This is a genomic window from Chloroflexus sp., from assembly GCF_034434295.1.
GTDB lineage: Bacteria > Chloroflexota > Chloroflexia > Chloroflexales > Chloroflexaceae > Chloroflexus.
This window is the reverse complement of record NZ_DAOTZQ010000071.1, coordinates 1-15478: the sequence shown is the minus strand read 5'-3', so window position 1 is coordinate 15478 and position 15478 is coordinate 1. Positions and strand designations below refer to the sequence as shown.

The window sequence follows — 15478 nt, the reverse complement described above, 5'->3', positions numbered from 1 at the left end:
AGCGACCGGTGAGACTGGTCGCTGCGCCCCACCTGACGAGGGGAGGCTACTATGCGAGCGAGAATCGACCGCCGCAAGATTGTGGAAGCGTTAAATGGTTACCTCTTTATTTCGCCATGGCTGATCATTTTCGTCATCTTTAGTCTCATCTCTCTCGGTTATGCGGTCTACCTCTCGTTCACCGAATACAACCTGCTCCGACCGCCGCACTGGTGGGGGATAGAGGGCTACCAGCGGGTGCTGGAAGATGAACTCTTTCTCTCCAAAGCATTACCCAACACCTTCAAATATGTGCTGATTGTGGTGCCGATCCAGACCTTTCTCAGCCTGGTGCTGGCCTTTGCGATGGATCAGAATCTGCGCTTCCAGCGCTTCTTCCGAACCATCTTTTACCTGCCATCGGTCACTTCGTCGGTAGTTATCTCGCTCATTTTCATCTGGCTCTTCGCGCCGCAGGGTATCTTTAACCAGATTACCGGCCTGACGGTCAACTGGCTTGACGATCCGCGTACCGCGTTTTACGTGATTATGGGCATGAATATCTTTACTACCAGCGGTACCTTAATGCTGATCTTCCTGGCCGGTCTACAAGATATTCCGCTGGCAGTCTACGAGGCAGCCGAGATAGATGGTGCCAATGGGTTGCAGAAGTTTTTCTACATTACCATTCCAATGCTACGGCCGGTTATTTTCTTTGTCGTAACCGTTGGCGTCATTGGTTGTTTTCAGGTCTTCGACCAGATTTATGTTATGACCGCCGGTGGGCCACTGGATAGCACCACCACCATTACCTACCTGATCTACAAGTGGGCATTCCGCGACACGCGCATCCAGATGGGGCAAGCCTCAGCGCTGGCAGTGATTTTGACCCTGATTATCCTGGCCGTCACCCTCTTGCAGCGGCGGGTGATCGAGGGTAGCGGCAGCGGTGCTGAACGTTAGAAAGGTGAGAGCGATGGCAGTAACCACCCGTTCCCAACCCCAGGCATACGAGCAGACCATCTTCTTCGATCGGCTGCGCAAATATCTCTTCTTCGCGATGCTGGCCTTTTGGGCTGCGCTCTCTATTGCACCACTCTACTTCACGCTGGTCTTCTCTTTCAAGCCGGTCGCTAATGCCTACACGCCACCCATCTGGTTGCCGATACCGTTTACGCTGGAAAACTATCAGACTATTCTCGGCACCTTTGAACTCTTCCCGCGTTGGGTGTGGAATAGCCTCTTCATCTCGGTCATTGTCACATTCTTCCGGGTGCTCTTCTGTGCAATGGCCGGTTACGCCTTTGCCCGCATTGAGTTCCCGCTCAAAAACGTCTGGTTCAATCTGCTTTTGATTTCGATGATGATGCCCGGCGTGGTCACGCTCATTCCATCCTTCCTGATCATCGGGCCGGGTCTGATCCGTGGCGGTCTGGAGCTAGGCGATCTCCGTATTCCCACCGGCTTTGGTCTGATCGATAGTCCGTGGGGTGTGATCCTCCCTGGCGTTGCCGATGCTTTTGGTGTCTTCATGATGACTCAGTTCTACAAATCGTTCCCCAAAGAGCTAGAAGAAGCCGCGATGATGGATGGTTCGGGGCGTTGGGGAACATTCTTCCGCATCGTATTGCCTATCAGCCAGACTCAGTTGATCACGCTCGCATTACTGACATTTCAGGGAGCGTGGAATAACTTCATGTGGCCGCTGCTGGTCTTGCGCTCGCCAGAGCAATTCACCCTGCCGATTGGCTTGCAGTGGTTCCGTGGCGAATATTACACGCTCTACTCAGTCATTCTGGCCGGCTCAATTTTCAACACACTGCCGATCCTGATCATCTTCTTCGTTTTCCAACAATATTTTGTGCGCAGTATCGCTGCCACCGGTTCAAAGGAGGGTTAATCGTCCGCAATCGTCGTTTTGTCACGTCGTACCAACGGGCAGCGCCAGGATGCGCCTGATGCGCGGAGCTGCCCGCCTTCTTTTCGCAGTTTATATCACACGAGAACGGGTATGTGGATACTTGTTGAACCATCATTCGAGCCAACCAAACAACATCACAAAGAGACCATCTTTACCATCGGGAACGGCTATCTTTCAACCCGCGGTTCCTTTGAAGAGGGCTACCCTAACGACCGTCGCGCCACCTTCATCCACGGGGTCTTTGATGATGCGCCGATAGTCGTTACCGAACTCGCCAATGCACCCGACTGGCTGGCTATCCAGATTGTGCTCGACGGCGAGAAGTTCTCGCTGGCTAGCGGTACCGTTCTGGCCTATCGGCGTGAACTTGACTTACGGACGGGGGTGCTGCGCCGCGAAGTACGCTGGCAATCACCCCAGGGTCGCGTGGCGACCATTATCTTCACTCGCTTTGCTTCCCTGGCCGCTCAGCACCTGCTGGTATTGCGCTGCGAGATCATTCCTGAATTTGACGGGCAGGTTGAGCTGCGGAGCGCAATCAACGGTCAGACCGACAATGAAGGGATGCTGCACTGGCGACCAGTTGCCCAGGGCCAGCTCGCCGATGGCACCGTCTTCTTACGCACCCGCACCCGCAAGAGCGGGATTGAGCTGGCGCTGACCATGCGCGTAAGCGGTTCTGACACTGCTACCACCACCTTCTGGGATGTGGAGAATGTGCCAACCCTGCAACAGGTCTATCAGGCGCAGGCCGGTGTCCCCATCGCAGTGACGAAGTTTGTCGGTGTTGCCACATCGCGCGACGATGCCAATCCCCTGGAGCTGGCGCATCGACACCTTCAGGCCGCAACCGGCTGGGACGAGGCGCTGGCGGCACAGCAGCAGGTCTGGGCCAAAGAATGGGAGCGCTGCAATGTGGAAATCGAGGGTGATGAAGAGGCCGATCTGGCCGTGCGTTTCAGCATATTCCAGCTCCTGATTGCAGCGCCACGTCACGACCCACGGGTCAATATCGGCGCCAAAACCCTCTCTGGGTTTGGCTATCGCGGTCATGCCTTCTGGGATACCGAAATCTTCATGCTCCCGCTCTTCATCTACACAGCACCAGACATTGCCCGTAATTTGCTGGACTATCGTTATCTGACGCTACCGGCTGCCCACGCTAAAGCCCGTGCTGCCGGCTACGAGGGTGCCTGGTACGCCTGGGAGAGTGCCGACAGCGGCGAAGAGGTAACACCAACCTGGGTACCGGATTTTCACGACAAAAAGAAACTGGCCCGCGTATGGACTGGCGATCTGGCGATTCACATCTCTTCAGACGTTGCCTACGCGGTTCAACAATACTGGCAGGCCACCGGAGACGATGCGTGGTACATCGAGCGCGGTGCCGAAATCGTTCTCGACACGGCCAAATTCTGCGCTGCTCGCGCTGAATGGTTGAACGACCGCGGCTGCTATGGCTACACCGATGTGATCGGTCCTGACGAATATCACGATCACGTCAACAACAACGCCTATACGAACCTGCTGGCCCAATGGAACCTGCGCGCTGCCCTGGAAACACTGGCCTGGCTCGAGCAACACGCACCGCAGAAGGCTGCCGAACTGCGCCAGCACCTCGATCTTACGCCTGAACGTCTACAGCACTGGCAAACGGTAGCCGAGAAGATGTGTGTAAACGTTTCACCCGACGGCTTGATTGAACAATTCGATGGCTTCTTAAAGCTCAAGGATGTCAATCTGGCCGACTACGAACCACGTACTAAATCAATGCACGAAATCTTCGGCATTGAGGGTGCCAACGAATATCAGGCCATCAAGCAACCGGATGTGTTGATGTTGCAATACCTGCTACGCGAACACTACAGCGACAGTCAGATTCGGGTCAACTACAACTACTACACACCGCGCACCGATCACACCTACGGATCATCGCTTGGCCCACCGATCCAGGCCATTGTCGCCTGCCAGATGGGTGATGTTGCCGAAGCCTACGAACACTTCATCCGGGCCGCACGCGCCGATCTACGCGATGTCCGTGGCAACGCCGGTGACGGTATCCACGCCGCGTCAGCGGGGGGGGTCTGGCAAGCGGTGGTCTTCGGTTTTGGCGGCTTGCGAGTACATCCAGACGGGAGCTGGGACGTTCAACCGCGACTTCCCCAACACTGGCAGCGCCTGACCTTCCGCTTTACGCTGCGGGGAAAAATGAATACCGTCACCTGCTATCCCGACGGTCGTTACACCACTGCGTAACCAACAGCAGGAGTGCAATCCCCACCACTGCACTCCTGTTTGTCAATTGCTATTTCACAAATGTGAACTAAGGAACAGTTTTATGACAATTCAAGGGTTCATCTTCGATCTCGATGGTGTGCTCACTGATACCGCTGAATACCATTATCGGGCCTGGAAGCGCCTGGCCGACGAACTCGGCATTCCGTTTACGCACGAGGAGAACGAAGCGCTGCGTGGCATCCCCCGTCGCGAGTCGCTGCTCCTTCTGCTCAAGGGGCGCACTTACCCAGAAGCGGTGCTCAGCGAACTTATGGATCGCAAGAACGGCTACTATCTTGAGTTTATTCGCGAACTATCACCACGCGATGTGTTACCGGGCGCACGTAAACTGCTGCAAGAGATTCGGGCTGCCGGGTTGAAGACAGCACTCGGCTCGGCGAGCAAAAATGCGCGTGAGGTGATAGAGCGGCTGGGCATCGCCGGATTGTTCGATGCCGTTGCCGATGGCTATAGTGTCACCCGCCAGAAACCGGCGCCTGATCTCTTCCTTCACGCCGCCGCACTCCTCAACCTGCCGCCATCTGCGTGTGTGGTTGTAGAGGATGCTGAAGCTGGCGTAGAAGCAGCGCTGGCGGGTGGATTTTACGTGGTGGGAATTGGGCCACAGGAACGGGTAGGGCGTGCGCACGTCGTGCTTCCGAGTCTGGCAGAGGCGCGATTGAGTGATCTGTGTCAGCAACTAATGCACTATGCAGCGGGCTGAGTTCTGGTCTCAAACACCCGCTTAGCACATACCGACTCCGCAGAGGATTTCTTACTGTGAAGCGTGGTTCCAGCCTGCCAGGTCTGGCGGGCTGGAATCCTTTCTGATAGTGTGCAAGTCTTTTTGGGCCACACAGAAGCACGTTCAGCAACCACATTCCATCACCTGAACAACCTTTTGCGTAACAATGTGCATCGTTCAGGTGTGCCACCGGCGAGTCGGTGGGTTGTCGTCAGCGTGGCAGGAGGGACACGACATGCCGTGCCCCTCCGATACCTGTCATACCAGCGCTGGCGTCCAGTGGTACATCGTTCAGGTGTAGTATCAGGGTAATTCCTGGTCGGTGTGTCATGATTTTTACTCTACCAGATTTGATATCACAAGGGCTTTCGCGACGTGAGGCGAGGTTGCAACCACTGCTTCTGCCACCCACCGATCCGCACTCTCCCACCGGCTCGCCGACCGGTAAAGTAAGCCCATTCTCTTCCAAACCCACTTCCCTCAAAGGGTGGAGCTATATTCCCTCGTTGTAGTCTTGCGCAAACGAAACGGATCAGTCACACTGTTCGTATACGAACTATGTAATAATGCTTTTCAGAAGTATCACGTTACGCTGGTGGAGGAATTACAGCCATGTCAGAACCAATCGTTCTCTCAACCGAACAACCACCAACGCCCTACCGGCCAAGGGTCTGGCTCGCTGGTGTGGGAATCTATATCTTCTTAGCGAGCATCGGAATCAGTATCGGTGGCGAGTTCGAGAGCTTTACTGCGGCAAGTTTTAATATGCTTCCGTTCGCTATTCTGGCAATTCTGGCCTACTTTGCCGGTACATCGTTCAACTGGGCATGGATTGCAACCGGCTTATGGTTGATGATCGTTATCGCTATAACTGCTCTGCTGACGTTCGGTTTTGGTGCTGTGAGCATCATTGGTATACCTCTTGGCGATATTGATCCGGCTAATCCACCAGCGCTGACCCAATCTGCTCTGTTGAGTATCCTGATGCTCATACTGGGTATTTTTGGGGCGATTGGGATCGGGTTTCTCACCCTGCTACTGCCAGTACGGCGGGGATTGGCACGCTTCATTCCGATTGAACCAGCATCATTCGTGCATACTATCGCCCTGGCCGCGATTGTCTCCATTACCCTGATGTTGTTTGTCCCTCTCCTGATCACCGGTGAACCACCACTTTTGGCTCTGGTGCGCTCCCTTGGCAGTGAGGAACTCAACAATCCCCCCAATCCTGACGCCGAATTGCGTAGTCAAGTTTACGGACTGATCTGGACAATTCCGGCAGCACTTCTCGCCGTTGGCTTCGGCATTCGGCGCAACCTGTCTGCCACCCTATCACGGCTTGGCCTGGTCATGCCGACAAGTGAGCAGTTTTGGAATGGGATCGGTCTTGGGTTTGTGCTGGTCATCGCGATGCTGTTTCTACTTAGTCCATTGCAGGAGTGGATCTGGCAGAGTTTTGGCTGGCCGACGACCGACGACGATGCCTTCCTCGAACTCATATCATTTGCTATCAGTCCGATAGGCGCTGTTATCATCGGGGTGACTGCCGGGTTGGGCGAAGAGCTGGCAATACGCGGTGTCCTGCAACCACGGCTGGGCCTTGTGCTCTCCAATCTCTTCTTCGTCAGCCTACACGCTTTTCAGTACCACTGGGATGGTCTGTTCGTAGTGTTTGCCATCGGCATGATCTGTGGTTTGATACGCAAGTACACGAATACAACGACCGCCGCTCTGGTGCATGGGACGTACAATTTTGTACTGATGATGATGGTAGCGCTCGCCGAAAAGCTGTAACAAACGGTTCACGTATCCGTAGGGGCGGGTTCAAAACCCGCCCTCGCCCATTCACATTGCCATAGGAGGGATGCGGCGAGCGAGGGGCAAAGGGTACGCCTTAGATCGTGTGCCATGCGCTGGACGGTACCAGATTTGATACAACACAAACAATACGCACCTGACCATCCCGGATCACTGCCATATCACTTTCTTTAACTCAGGTAGAGGTCAATCGCTTTGTCGTGCATGCCTGCCAGCATCACGGATGTATGACATGGCTCATTGTCACACCATCATAAGCATTTACAATCAGGGTACCTGATACGCACTAACCAGACGCCCCTGCGCATCGAGCAATTGTGCAATATCACCGGTGCGCCAGACTGCCTGGCTACGTCCCCAATAGAAATCACCGGTGTTTGGATTGTTGGTTCCAGGACCGGTGAAGACGTAAATATCAACTTCTGGTGAAAGAATAAAGGGTGGAAAAACAAAAGTTGGCCGTTCAGGCCGCGAGATGTTAACAATCCGCCAGCCGGCAATACTGATATCGTTCTCTTCTTGCGAATATAGAGTTACAAATTCATCGTTCAGCGGAGAGGATGCATCCGGATCATACGGAAAAATCTCGATAGTGACCGCCAGACCGGCCGGTTCGGGGGTTGTGGTTGTCGTCGGCGTTCTAACCGAAGTAGGAGTTGGTGTCATCGGCGAAACAGTAGTGGTTGCTGTCGGCGTGCCATTTGTGCGACTAGTCGCCGTCGGTGTGGCAATCAACGGCGTCGTTGGTGTAGCAGTTGGCCTGATTGGTGATGGCACTGATACCGTAGCCGTCGGTATGGCCGGCAAAGCGGTGGTTGGGCGTGCGATAGCGGTTGCGGTTGGGAGAGCGGTTGCAGTAGGAAGAGAGGTTGCAGTTGCGGGAAGTGGCACATCGACGTAGCAGAGCATACTGGCAAGAAGTTGCTGGCTACTCCGCAGCCTTACCTCTACCGGATAGATACCAGGAGGTTCGTTGACCCGTAGGGGTATACGCCAGTTACCGGCAGAATCGCTAAACCCACCACCAACGACTTGCCCGGCAAACAGGACAATCAGGCCCTGCAATGGCGGCGCATTACTACCACTAAGGACAACGGTTTGCTGCCGTGGACAGGACAGAGCTGCTGGTTGAGCATAGAGACGGTAGTCAAGAAAGAGGATAGCGCTGGCCGCAGCCAGTATAGCTATAAGGAGAGTAATTGGGTAGTAACGCTGCTTATGCATGGGGCGTGCTACAATGAATGTGGTGGGCGATAGTGGATTCGAACCACTGACCTCCACGATGTCAACGTGGCGCTCTAACCAACTGAGCTAATCGCCCGACGGTCAATATCGTATCATTGAATGCCTGCTCTGTCAAGCGCACATGAAAGATATGATAACACGCCTCGATCCCGAATTACAACATCTGCTGGCTCGTGCGGCCACCCTGGCAGCAGATGTTGACGCAACATTATGGCTAGTTGGCGGTGTGGTGCGCGATCTCTGGCTTGAGCTGCCGATTGGTCGTGACATTGATCTGGCTGTTGAGGGAGACCTCAATCAACTTGTCGCTCCTTTGGCGGATGCCTGGGATGGTACCATCACGGCGCGCCACCCGGCGTTTGGGACGGCGACGATCACCGTCGGGCACTGGGTGATCGATCTGGCACAGACGCGCACCGAACGTTATCCCAAACCCGCAATACTACCCGAAGTGCAGCCGGCACCACTAACGCAAGACCTTTACCGACGTGATTTCAGTATCAACGCCATGGCCGTCCAGATCATGGCCGACAGCGATCAGCTCTTACCGGCACCGCTCATTGACCCCCTGGGGGGCGTTGCCGATCTGGCAGCCCGCCGCCTGCGTCTCTTACACGATCAGAGCCTGCGCGATGATCCAACCCGTCTCTTGCGCGGGGTACGGTTAGCCGCACGCTTGCAACTGGCGCCCGATGCTGCGACAGCCACCCAGATCGCCGACGCACTGGAAGCAGATTACCTGGCCCTGCTCTCGCCTGAACGGATACAGACTGAACTCTGCCTGACCCTGGATGAACCCGATCCGGCTGCTGTGATTGCCCTGGCCGATCAATGGGGACTCACTCCTCATATCATCCCCGGCCTACACTGGACGCCGGCTCTGGCCGAGCGGCTGAGCCGCTATCGCCAGGACACCACTGGCGTAGCCAGACTGGCACCAGACGGATTGGTTATCGCCGGCCTCGTGCTCTACGACCTGAGCGACGATGAACTGACACAAGTCCTACATCGCTACCATCTTCCTGCACCGGCAAGGAACCTGATCCATGACCTGATCGCACTACGCCCGCACATCGCTACCATTGCCGCCACTGCCATTCCAAGTGCTATCGATGCGTTACTGCAACCCTATAGCGTAGCCGCGATTGCTGTGCTACACTACGCGACAGAAACGTCCATTCAACAAGTGGTATCACGATACTTACACGAATGGCGACCATTGCGCCCCCCACTCAACGGCGATGATCTGCGCCATTTAGGGGTGCCAACCGGCCCGCAAATCGGGCAACTTCTGCGCCGGCTGCGCGCAGCTACACTCGATGGCCTGATCACAGATCGCACGACTGCCGAACAATGGGTTCGCCAGCATCTGATCGATCCCTGATAGGTGAGAGAGGAAAAATCTGTGGATGCAATGCTGCAACTCTTGAAAGATCTGACCGAGGCTCCCGGCGCTTCTGGCTATGAGCGTCCGGTTCGTGAGGTCATGCGCCGGTATCTGGAGCCGGTCGGCGAGATTGAATTCGACCACCTGGGAGGAATTATTGCGCGTCGGGCAGGAGTCAGCGATGGTCCACGTATTGCGCTGGTTGCTCATCTCGACGAAATTGGCTTGCTGGTGACCCGAATCACCGATGATGGGTTTCTCAAATTTCAACCACTTGGGGGCTGGTGGGATCACGTGCTCTTAGGGATGCGGGTGGATGTGATTACCCGCCAGGGAGCCATTCCCGGCATGATCGGCGCCAAACCACCTCATATCCTTGGCAACGATGAGCGGAGTCGTCTCGTTGACAAGAAGGCGATGTACATTGACATTGGCGCTACGTCACGCGAGGAAGCTATTGCATGGGGGGTACGACCAGGAGACGCCGTTGTGCCATTCGGCCCACTTACCCCACTGCGCAATCCCGATCTGCTGATGGCTAAGGCGTTAGATAATCGCGTTGGTTGTGCGATTGTGGTTGAGACATTACGTCGCTTAGCCACCGAACACCATCCCAACATCGTCTTCGGGATCGGCAATGTTCAGGAAGAGGTAGGACTGCGCGGTGCCGCAACAACCACCTACATTGTCAAACCTGACATTGGCTTTGCCATTGATACAGCCATTGCCGGTGACACTCCTGGCATCGGCGCTGACGACGCTATGAGTCGGCTCGGTCAGGGGCCGGCGATGCTCTTGATCGATGGCTCACTCATTGCTCACTCGGCCTTGCGTCATCTCGTGATTGATGTGGCCGACGAGGAGGGTATTCCGCTGCAATTTGATTTGATGCCCGGCGGTGGTACAGATGGTGGCCGGATGCATCTCTTCGGCAGTGGTGTACCCACAGTCGTGCTTGGGCCACCGGTACGCTACATCCACTCCGCTTCAGCCATTGTGCATCGGCGTGATGTAGAGCAGACAGTACAGTTACTCCTGGCCCTGATCCGACGCCTGGATGACAAGACCGTTCAACGATTGCAATACGAGGCGTAAGTAACCAGTATGAATAGCGCGATTCGACTCCTTCAAGCCCGTCTACCACTCTGGCTGACAATACCGTTGCTATGCATAACACTTATCGCCGGTACGAGCAGCGGCATCTGGGTCGGGATATGGTTGAGTTCATCACAAAGCCAGAATACGGCCACCTGTCCCGAAACCGATACCATCTGCGCCGACTTTGCCGTCTTCTGGGAAGTATGGCAACTGGCGCGTGAACGGTACGTTGATCCGACGGCTGCCGATCCGGAACGGATGCTGGAAGGCGCGATTGACGGAATGGTAGCAACACTCGGCGATGAGGGGCATACACGCTTTTTGACAGCTGCTGAAGCCGCACTGTGGCAGGAATCGCTAAGTGGCGCATTTGAAGGAATCGGCATTTATGTTGGTGAACGTGATGGGTCATTGCTGGTACTGGCCCTGATTGAAGGGTCGCCCGCAGCCGCTGCCGGTTTACAACCGGGCGACCGGATTCTGGCTGTTGATGGCACCTCGGTTGCAGGCTGGTCGATTGATGAACTGGTAGCACGGGTGCGTGGCCCGGCAGGCACAGCGGTCACCCTAGAGGTGAGCCGTCGTGATGTTGACACGCTGCGGTTTACGATTACACGGGCCAGGATTACGGTGCCGAGCGTGAGCTGGGCACTCCTTCCCGACCAGATTGCTCTAATCCAGATAACGTCGTTTGACGAGCAGGCAGCGCACGGCTTGCGTAACGCACTCACTGAAGCGCAAGCCGCAGGCGCCGAGCGGATCATTCTCGATCTCCGCAATAATCCCGGTGGGCTGTTGAGCGCCTTACTCACCATTGCCGGCGAATTCTTACCAGCCGAAACACCGGTGTTAATCGAACGGAGTCGTGATGGCAGTCAGCGAATCAATGCCACGCGCACTGCCGGGATTGCCCAGGATATGCCGATGGTTGTCTTGATCAATGGTGGCTCGGCCAGTGCCGCCGAGATTCTGGCCGGGGCATTGCAAGATGCCGGTCGGGCAATCCTGGTGGGTGAGACAACGGTAGGTACCGGTACAGTGTTGACGCCTTTCCGGCTCAAAGATGGTGCCCAACTCCTGCTCGGCACCCAGGAGTGGCGTACACCGGCCGGGCGACAGATTCGTGGGGTTGGAATTACGCCTGATCGCATCGTTCCCCAACCCCTGGAAGCACCTATCCTGTCGCCTTCCAGTATTCGTAGCCTGAGTGCGAACGAACTGGCGACCATCGAGGATGTCCAGTTACTGGCAGCGATTGCCGTCTTCGACGAACGCTGAGCGATCACAAGCCGAATGAACGACGGATAGATTGCTCATTCCGTAGTGATGCTGTGACAGGCCGGATAGACGTACCTGATATGGCCTGTCAGCGACCAGAAGCCCCACCGTTCAGCGCGTCCACGCTGAACGGTGGGCGCTATGGCTGCACCCTCTGATATACGTAATCTATGCATTACCATAACTCGGATGATGCATAGCCCGCGTGCGGGAGCGAGCTGAGGTGGGGGCTGGTGAACCGGCGGGTTCAGAGCCAGTTGGTTAAAACCCTGCCTCAATTCGTGTCAGCCCCTATAGGGCTGGCCTGGCGGTGGGGAGCAGGTGCCGGGTGAACGCATGGCTAGCCCCAGCGGAGCTTTCACGTCGTGAGGGAGGGCCACTCAGGGTGGTAGACCGACAGGGCATAGGCGTCGTGCCGTGGGGCTTGGATGTGAGAGTATGGGTTCCACGTCTGCTGTGGTCGTGCGCAGCGGAAGAATCCGAACCCATTAGCACAAGCGGGTGTAACGTTTTGGCCCATATTCCGGTTATATATGTACCAGCCCATTTTCTTGTTCTTCAGCCGAGGAAGACACGATGAAGCAGCACCTGTGCACATTGTATTTGCTGACACCACCGCCGCCACCTGCACCGCCTGCACCACCACCAGATACTCCGGATCAGCAAGGATGGTGGGCAGAGGAACCATCTGAGCACGATGAACGGATACCAGCTTCAATTCCGTTCTGGCATCCGAAAGCAATCCGGCGTGCCCTACGACTGCCAATGGTGTGACAAAGCTGGAACGGGATAGCAGTTGGCTTTCATATCAACAGGCTCGATGAGAGCGAAGCAGGGAGACTGGATGTCATTCCGACTACACTGGCGGGTTGCAACCGCTCTTCTGGCACATTCCTGCGCGGCTCGATGGTTTGCGCCACTGATCGTATGCACCTTTGCCTATCACGCGGCAAGCTCCGCAGCGATCAGGTCAGGGGAGAAGACCGGCTTCAACCCGCCTGACTTAAAGCCTATCCGGAAACATATGGTATCATTATCCCAGATGAATCTATCGAAGGAGGCGGCAGATGAGCGAACAACCGGTTGCCGATGGGTGGTGCATTCCCGATGCGCTATGGGAACGGATTGCGCCCTTGCTGCCACCGCAGCGGACGTACCCCACGTGGAGCGCCCGCGCATGCCTGATCGCCAGGCGATGAATGCCATCTGCTTCATCCTCTGCACCGACGGTCAATGGTAGCCCCCCCCGCAGCCTGGGCGCGGCTAGCACCGCCCACGACCGGTTCCAGGCATGGCGGGACGCTGGTGTGTGAGCGGATGTGGCACACTGGACTACTCGCGTCTAATCAGCAGGGTGGGGTTGATTGGGCATGGCAGGCGCTGGACGGCGCGATGACGAACGTGCCGTTGGGGGGAGGGAACCGGTCGCACCCCGACCGACCGCAGGAACCGCGGCACCAACCGCAGCCTGCTGACCACTGGTTACGGTATGCCGCTCGCCAGCACGGTCGACGGGGCCAATCGGCACAACCGCCCGCTGGGGCAGCGCACCCTGGCCACAAGACCGATGGTGCGTCCCCAGCCGACGGACGCGCAGCCGCAGCACCGCTGCCTGGATACGGGCGACAATGCCGCCGCGATCCGCATGGTGGTTGCGGCCTGGGGCGACACCGCCCACATGCAGACGCGGGGGGGAAGCAACCGCTGCAAAGCAGCACATCCCGGCGTATCGCGCTCGACGATGGGTGGTGGAACGAACGCACGCTTGGCTCAATCGTTTCCGTCGGTTGTTGATCCGCTGGAAGAAGACGATCGAAACCTATTTGGCGATGCTTCATGGTACCTGTGCCTGGATCACCTGTCGTGCTGCCAGAGTTTTCGGATAGGCCTCTTATTTCATGAAAGCTGTGCGTTCGTGCTGCCAAGCTATCGCACATACGCACTAATGCTTTCCAATCGTCAACGATAGTGTCTCCTGCTTCCAGTCTGCTGGTATGAAAGCGAGGAGTTTTGGCAAACATCTTCAGTGTAATCATGCACCGGACGGGTTGCTGTGCCTGCTCGTCATCCGCGTATCGCACAGTGTGGTGTACGGCAACTATGATGCCGCAGCAGCCGTGCTCACGATCCGGTGTATGTCACGTCTGTGACCCTGCTGTTCACGAGGATGCAGTGTGTACTCGTCACGATCTTGTCAATAATGCGTTGAAATAGCTTCTAGGAGATGCTTTTTGAAATAGGTTCAAATCTTAACTGCGTAACTCCTGTGTAAAATAATAGATTTTACAGAACATATCCTTATGACATTTATGTCGAATCTCTATCGTCTCCGCCTCTTTGAAGTCACCGTTGACCCACTCCCGATCTCGGCTCTCAACCAATAATCAGTGATGCCATCGCTTCGCATAAGCAACGAATCATTTCATTGCTCATCACAACTTACACATCGTTTACCTGTATCATCGTGATGATAAGATGCGCATGTTCTACGAGCGAGCGGATATTGTCTACATTGATGATATGCCACTGGTTTACTGGGCTCGCCTGTTAGGCTATCCGGTGTTACGTGAACAGAGGGTAACGTATGTAGACTGGACTCAGCCATTGCTGGCAATGACTGCGGCTGAAGCATGGTGGTTGTTCTACCTCGGTGGTAAATCAGGGGTGGCTGCTCGTGCGGCTGACATCATATGCCAGCAATACCCGACACTTACCATTGCTACGCACCACGGCTATTTTCCGCCGGAAGAGAATGACACGATAGTAGCAACCATTGCCGCCTTTCAGCCACATATTTTGCTGGTTGGCATGGGGATGCCGTGTCAGGAACATTGGATACTGGACAATCTCGACAGACTTACAGCGAATGTTATTTTAACTGCTGGAGCATGCTTTGACTACATTGCTGGCGCAATTCCTACACCACCGCGATGGATGGGTCGTATGGGGTTAGAGTGGCTTTATCGCCTCATCAGCGAACCACGCCGCCTGGGGGAGCGGTATTTGATTGAGCCGTGGGCATTGCTACCACTAATGATTGCTGATGTACAAAGAGTGTTTCTGAAGAAGAAATAGGGTGTTTGATAGCGCAACTCAAGTTGCCATACATACTATGAGCAGGCTACAGATGCCAACTGCCAGAATGATAAAGTCTGACTTTACACACAACCTCCGCTTTCTCTGCTTACGAAATGTGCGTGTTTGTTAGCTCAACTCACGACTGTACGTCTCTCGCCTATGATGATTACTGAACACAGATCATCTTATGTTCTGGCGATATACCACGATGCGTGGTATTGTTCAAGATGTGAAATTAACCCGAGTTGCCACCTATGCTGTGAGCAGGCCACGTGAGGCTGATTGCCCAGGATGAACAGCACGACGCTGCGCATAACACGGTGCAGCGTAGCTGAACGGTATGAACCATATCGGGCAGCAACCAGTTCCCATCGACACGCTATGTCGCGTTGTAAGGTAGCGTCTCGAGTTATGCCCATCCTCTGTGTTCTCCATGCCTCTGTGGTGACAAGGGTAGCAACGTGGGTATATTATCCCTCACCACTATGACTATCTGATAGTATGACTCCTCGACCTCTTGTTTTTCTGTGACTGCCTGTGCTATACTTGCCTCGGCGTACCATGTGGTATGAAATTAGTACTATGCTCATGTCATAGGGCAAAGACGCGACCACGACACCTGGAAGTGTCTTTGCGTCAGGAGCCGGTATGC

Annotated in this window: 11 protein-coding genes, 1 tRNA gene and 1 pseudogene; 11 read left to right on the top strand and 2 right to left on the bottom strand. The window is 55.4% G+C overall.

What is annotated here, in order from left to right; genetic code table 11:
- The first annotated feature begins 51 nt into the window (after window positions 1–51).
- The 5 genes from VAE57_RS10490 (at window position 52) to VAE57_RS10470 (ending at window position 6716) form a co-directional block, all read left to right on the top strand.
- A complete protein-coding gene (locus VAE57_RS10490; RefSeq protein WP_322821831.1) occupies window positions 52–942 on the top strand; it encodes a sugar ABC transporter permease in 891 nt (296 codons plus the stop codon).
- Between the two features lie 13 nt (window positions 943–955).
- Window positions 956–1879, top strand: coding sequence for a carbohydrate ABC transporter permease (locus VAE57_RS10485; protein WP_322821830.1), 924 nt, complete (start codon window positions 956–958; stop codon window positions 1877–1879).
- Window positions 1880–1990: 111 nt separating this feature from the next.
- Window positions 1991–4156, top strand: coding sequence for a glycoside hydrolase family 65 protein (locus VAE57_RS10480; protein ID WP_322821829.1), 2166 nt, complete (start codon window positions 1991–1993; stop codon window positions 4154–4156).
- A gap of 82 nt (window positions 4157–4238) precedes the next feature.
- On the top strand, window positions 4239–4901 hold the full coding sequence (gene pgmB, locus VAE57_RS10475; protein WP_322821828.1) for a beta-phosphoglucomutase: 663 nt from the start codon (window positions 4239–4241) through the stop codon (window positions 4899–4901).
- A 633-nt stretch (window positions 4902–5534) separates the two neighbouring features.
- Complete coding sequence (locus VAE57_RS10470) at window positions 5535–6716, top strand: CPBP family intramembrane glutamic endopeptidase (protein ID WP_322821827.1); 1182 nt, start codon at window positions 5535–5537, stop codon at window positions 6714–6716.
- A gap of 291 nt (window positions 6717–7007) precedes the next feature.
- Here the strand turns inward: VAE57_RS10470 and VAE57_RS10465 are convergent, their stop codons facing one another.
- Window positions 7008–7964: a lamin tail domain-containing protein gene (locus VAE57_RS10465; RefSeq protein ID WP_322821826.1), complete on the bottom strand. Its 957-nt coding sequence runs from the start codon at window positions 7962–7964 to the stop codon at window positions 7008–7010.
- A 20-nt stretch (window positions 7965–7984) separates the two neighbouring features.
- A tRNA-Val gene (locus tag VAE57_RS10460) sits at window positions 7985–8061 on the bottom strand.
- 54 nt (window positions 8062–8115) lie between these two features.
- Between VAE57_RS10460 and VAE57_RS10455 the strand changes: the two genes are divergently transcribed.
- The 6 genes and pseudogenes from VAE57_RS10455 (at window position 8116) to VAE57_RS10430 (ending at window position 14823) form a co-directional block, all read left to right on the top strand.
- Window positions 8116–9369 (top strand): CCA tRNA nucleotidyltransferase, encoded by a 1254-nt coding sequence (locus VAE57_RS10455; protein ID WP_322821825.1) that lies wholly within the window; start codon window positions 8116–8118, stop codon window positions 9367–9369.
- A 21-nt stretch (window positions 9370–9390) separates the two neighbouring features.
- Complete coding sequence (locus VAE57_RS10450) at window positions 9391–10467, top strand: M42 family metallopeptidase (RefSeq protein ID WP_416208444.1); 1077 nt, start codon at window positions 9391–9393, stop codon at window positions 10465–10467.
- 9 nt (window positions 10468–10476) lie between these two features.
- The gene (locus VAE57_RS10445; RefSeq protein ID WP_322821824.1) at window positions 10477–11748 is read left to right on the top strand and encodes a S41 family peptidase; all 1272 of its coding nucleotides are present in this window, start codon (window positions 10477–10479) and stop codon (window positions 11746–11748) included.
- 576 nt (window positions 11749–12324) lie between these two features.
- Window positions 12325–12522, top strand: coding sequence for a hypothetical protein (locus VAE57_RS10440; RefSeq protein WP_322821823.1), 198 nt, complete (start codon window positions 12325–12327; stop codon window positions 12520–12522).
- A 293-nt stretch (window positions 12523–12815) separates the two neighbouring features.
- Window positions 12816–13634: pseudogene (locus tag VAE57_RS10435) on the top strand (IS5 family transposase).
- Window positions 13635–14223: 589 nt separating this feature from the next.
- Entirely contained in the window at window positions 14224–14823 is a 600-nt protein-coding gene (locus tag VAE57_RS10430) for a WecB/TagA/CpsF family glycosyltransferase (protein WP_322821822.1), read from the top strand.
- Window positions 14824–15478: the final 655 nt, after the last annotated feature.

What these genes read in the sequence shown, in the direction of transcription:
- VAE57_RS10490 (WP_322821831.1), top strand. Translation starts at nt 52, where the DNA reads ATGCGAGCGAGAATCGACCGCCGCAAGATTGTGGAAGCGTTAAATGGT.
- VAE57_RS10480 (WP_322821829.1), top strand. Translation starts at nt 1,991, where the DNA reads ATGTGGATACTTGTTGAACCATCATTCGAGCCAACCAAACAACATCAC.
- VAE57_RS10470 (WP_322821827.1), top strand. Translation starts at nt 5,535, where the DNA reads ATGTCAGAACCAATCGTTCTCTCAACCGAACAACCACCAACGCCCTAC.
- VAE57_RS10440 (WP_322821823.1), top strand. Translation starts at nt 12,325, where the DNA reads ATGAAGCAGCACCTGTGCACATTGTATTTGCTGACACCACCGCCGCCA.
- VAE57_RS10430 (WP_322821822.1), top strand. Translation starts at nt 14,224, where the DNA reads ATGCGCATGTTCTACGAGCGAGCGGATATTGTCTACATTGATGATATG.
- VAE57_RS10485 (WP_322821830.1), top strand. Translation starts at nt 956, where the DNA reads ATGGCAGTAACCACCCGTTCCCAACCCCAGGCATACGAGCAGACCATC.
- pgmB (WP_322821828.1), top strand. Translation starts at nt 4,239, where the DNA reads ATGACAATTCAAGGGTTCATCTTCGATCTCGATGGTGTGCTCACTGAT.
- VAE57_RS10465 (WP_322821826.1), bottom strand. Translation starts at nt 7,964, where the DNA reads ATGCATAAGCAGCGTTACTACCCAATTACTCTCCTTATAGCTATACTG.
- VAE57_RS10445 (WP_322821824.1), top strand. Translation starts at nt 10,477, where the DNA reads ATGAATAGCGCGATTCGACTCCTTCAAGCCCGTCTACCACTCTGGCTG.
- VAE57_RS10455 (WP_322821825.1), top strand. Translation starts at nt 8,116, where the DNA reads ATGATAACACGCCTCGATCCCGAATTACAACATCTGCTGGCTCGTGCG.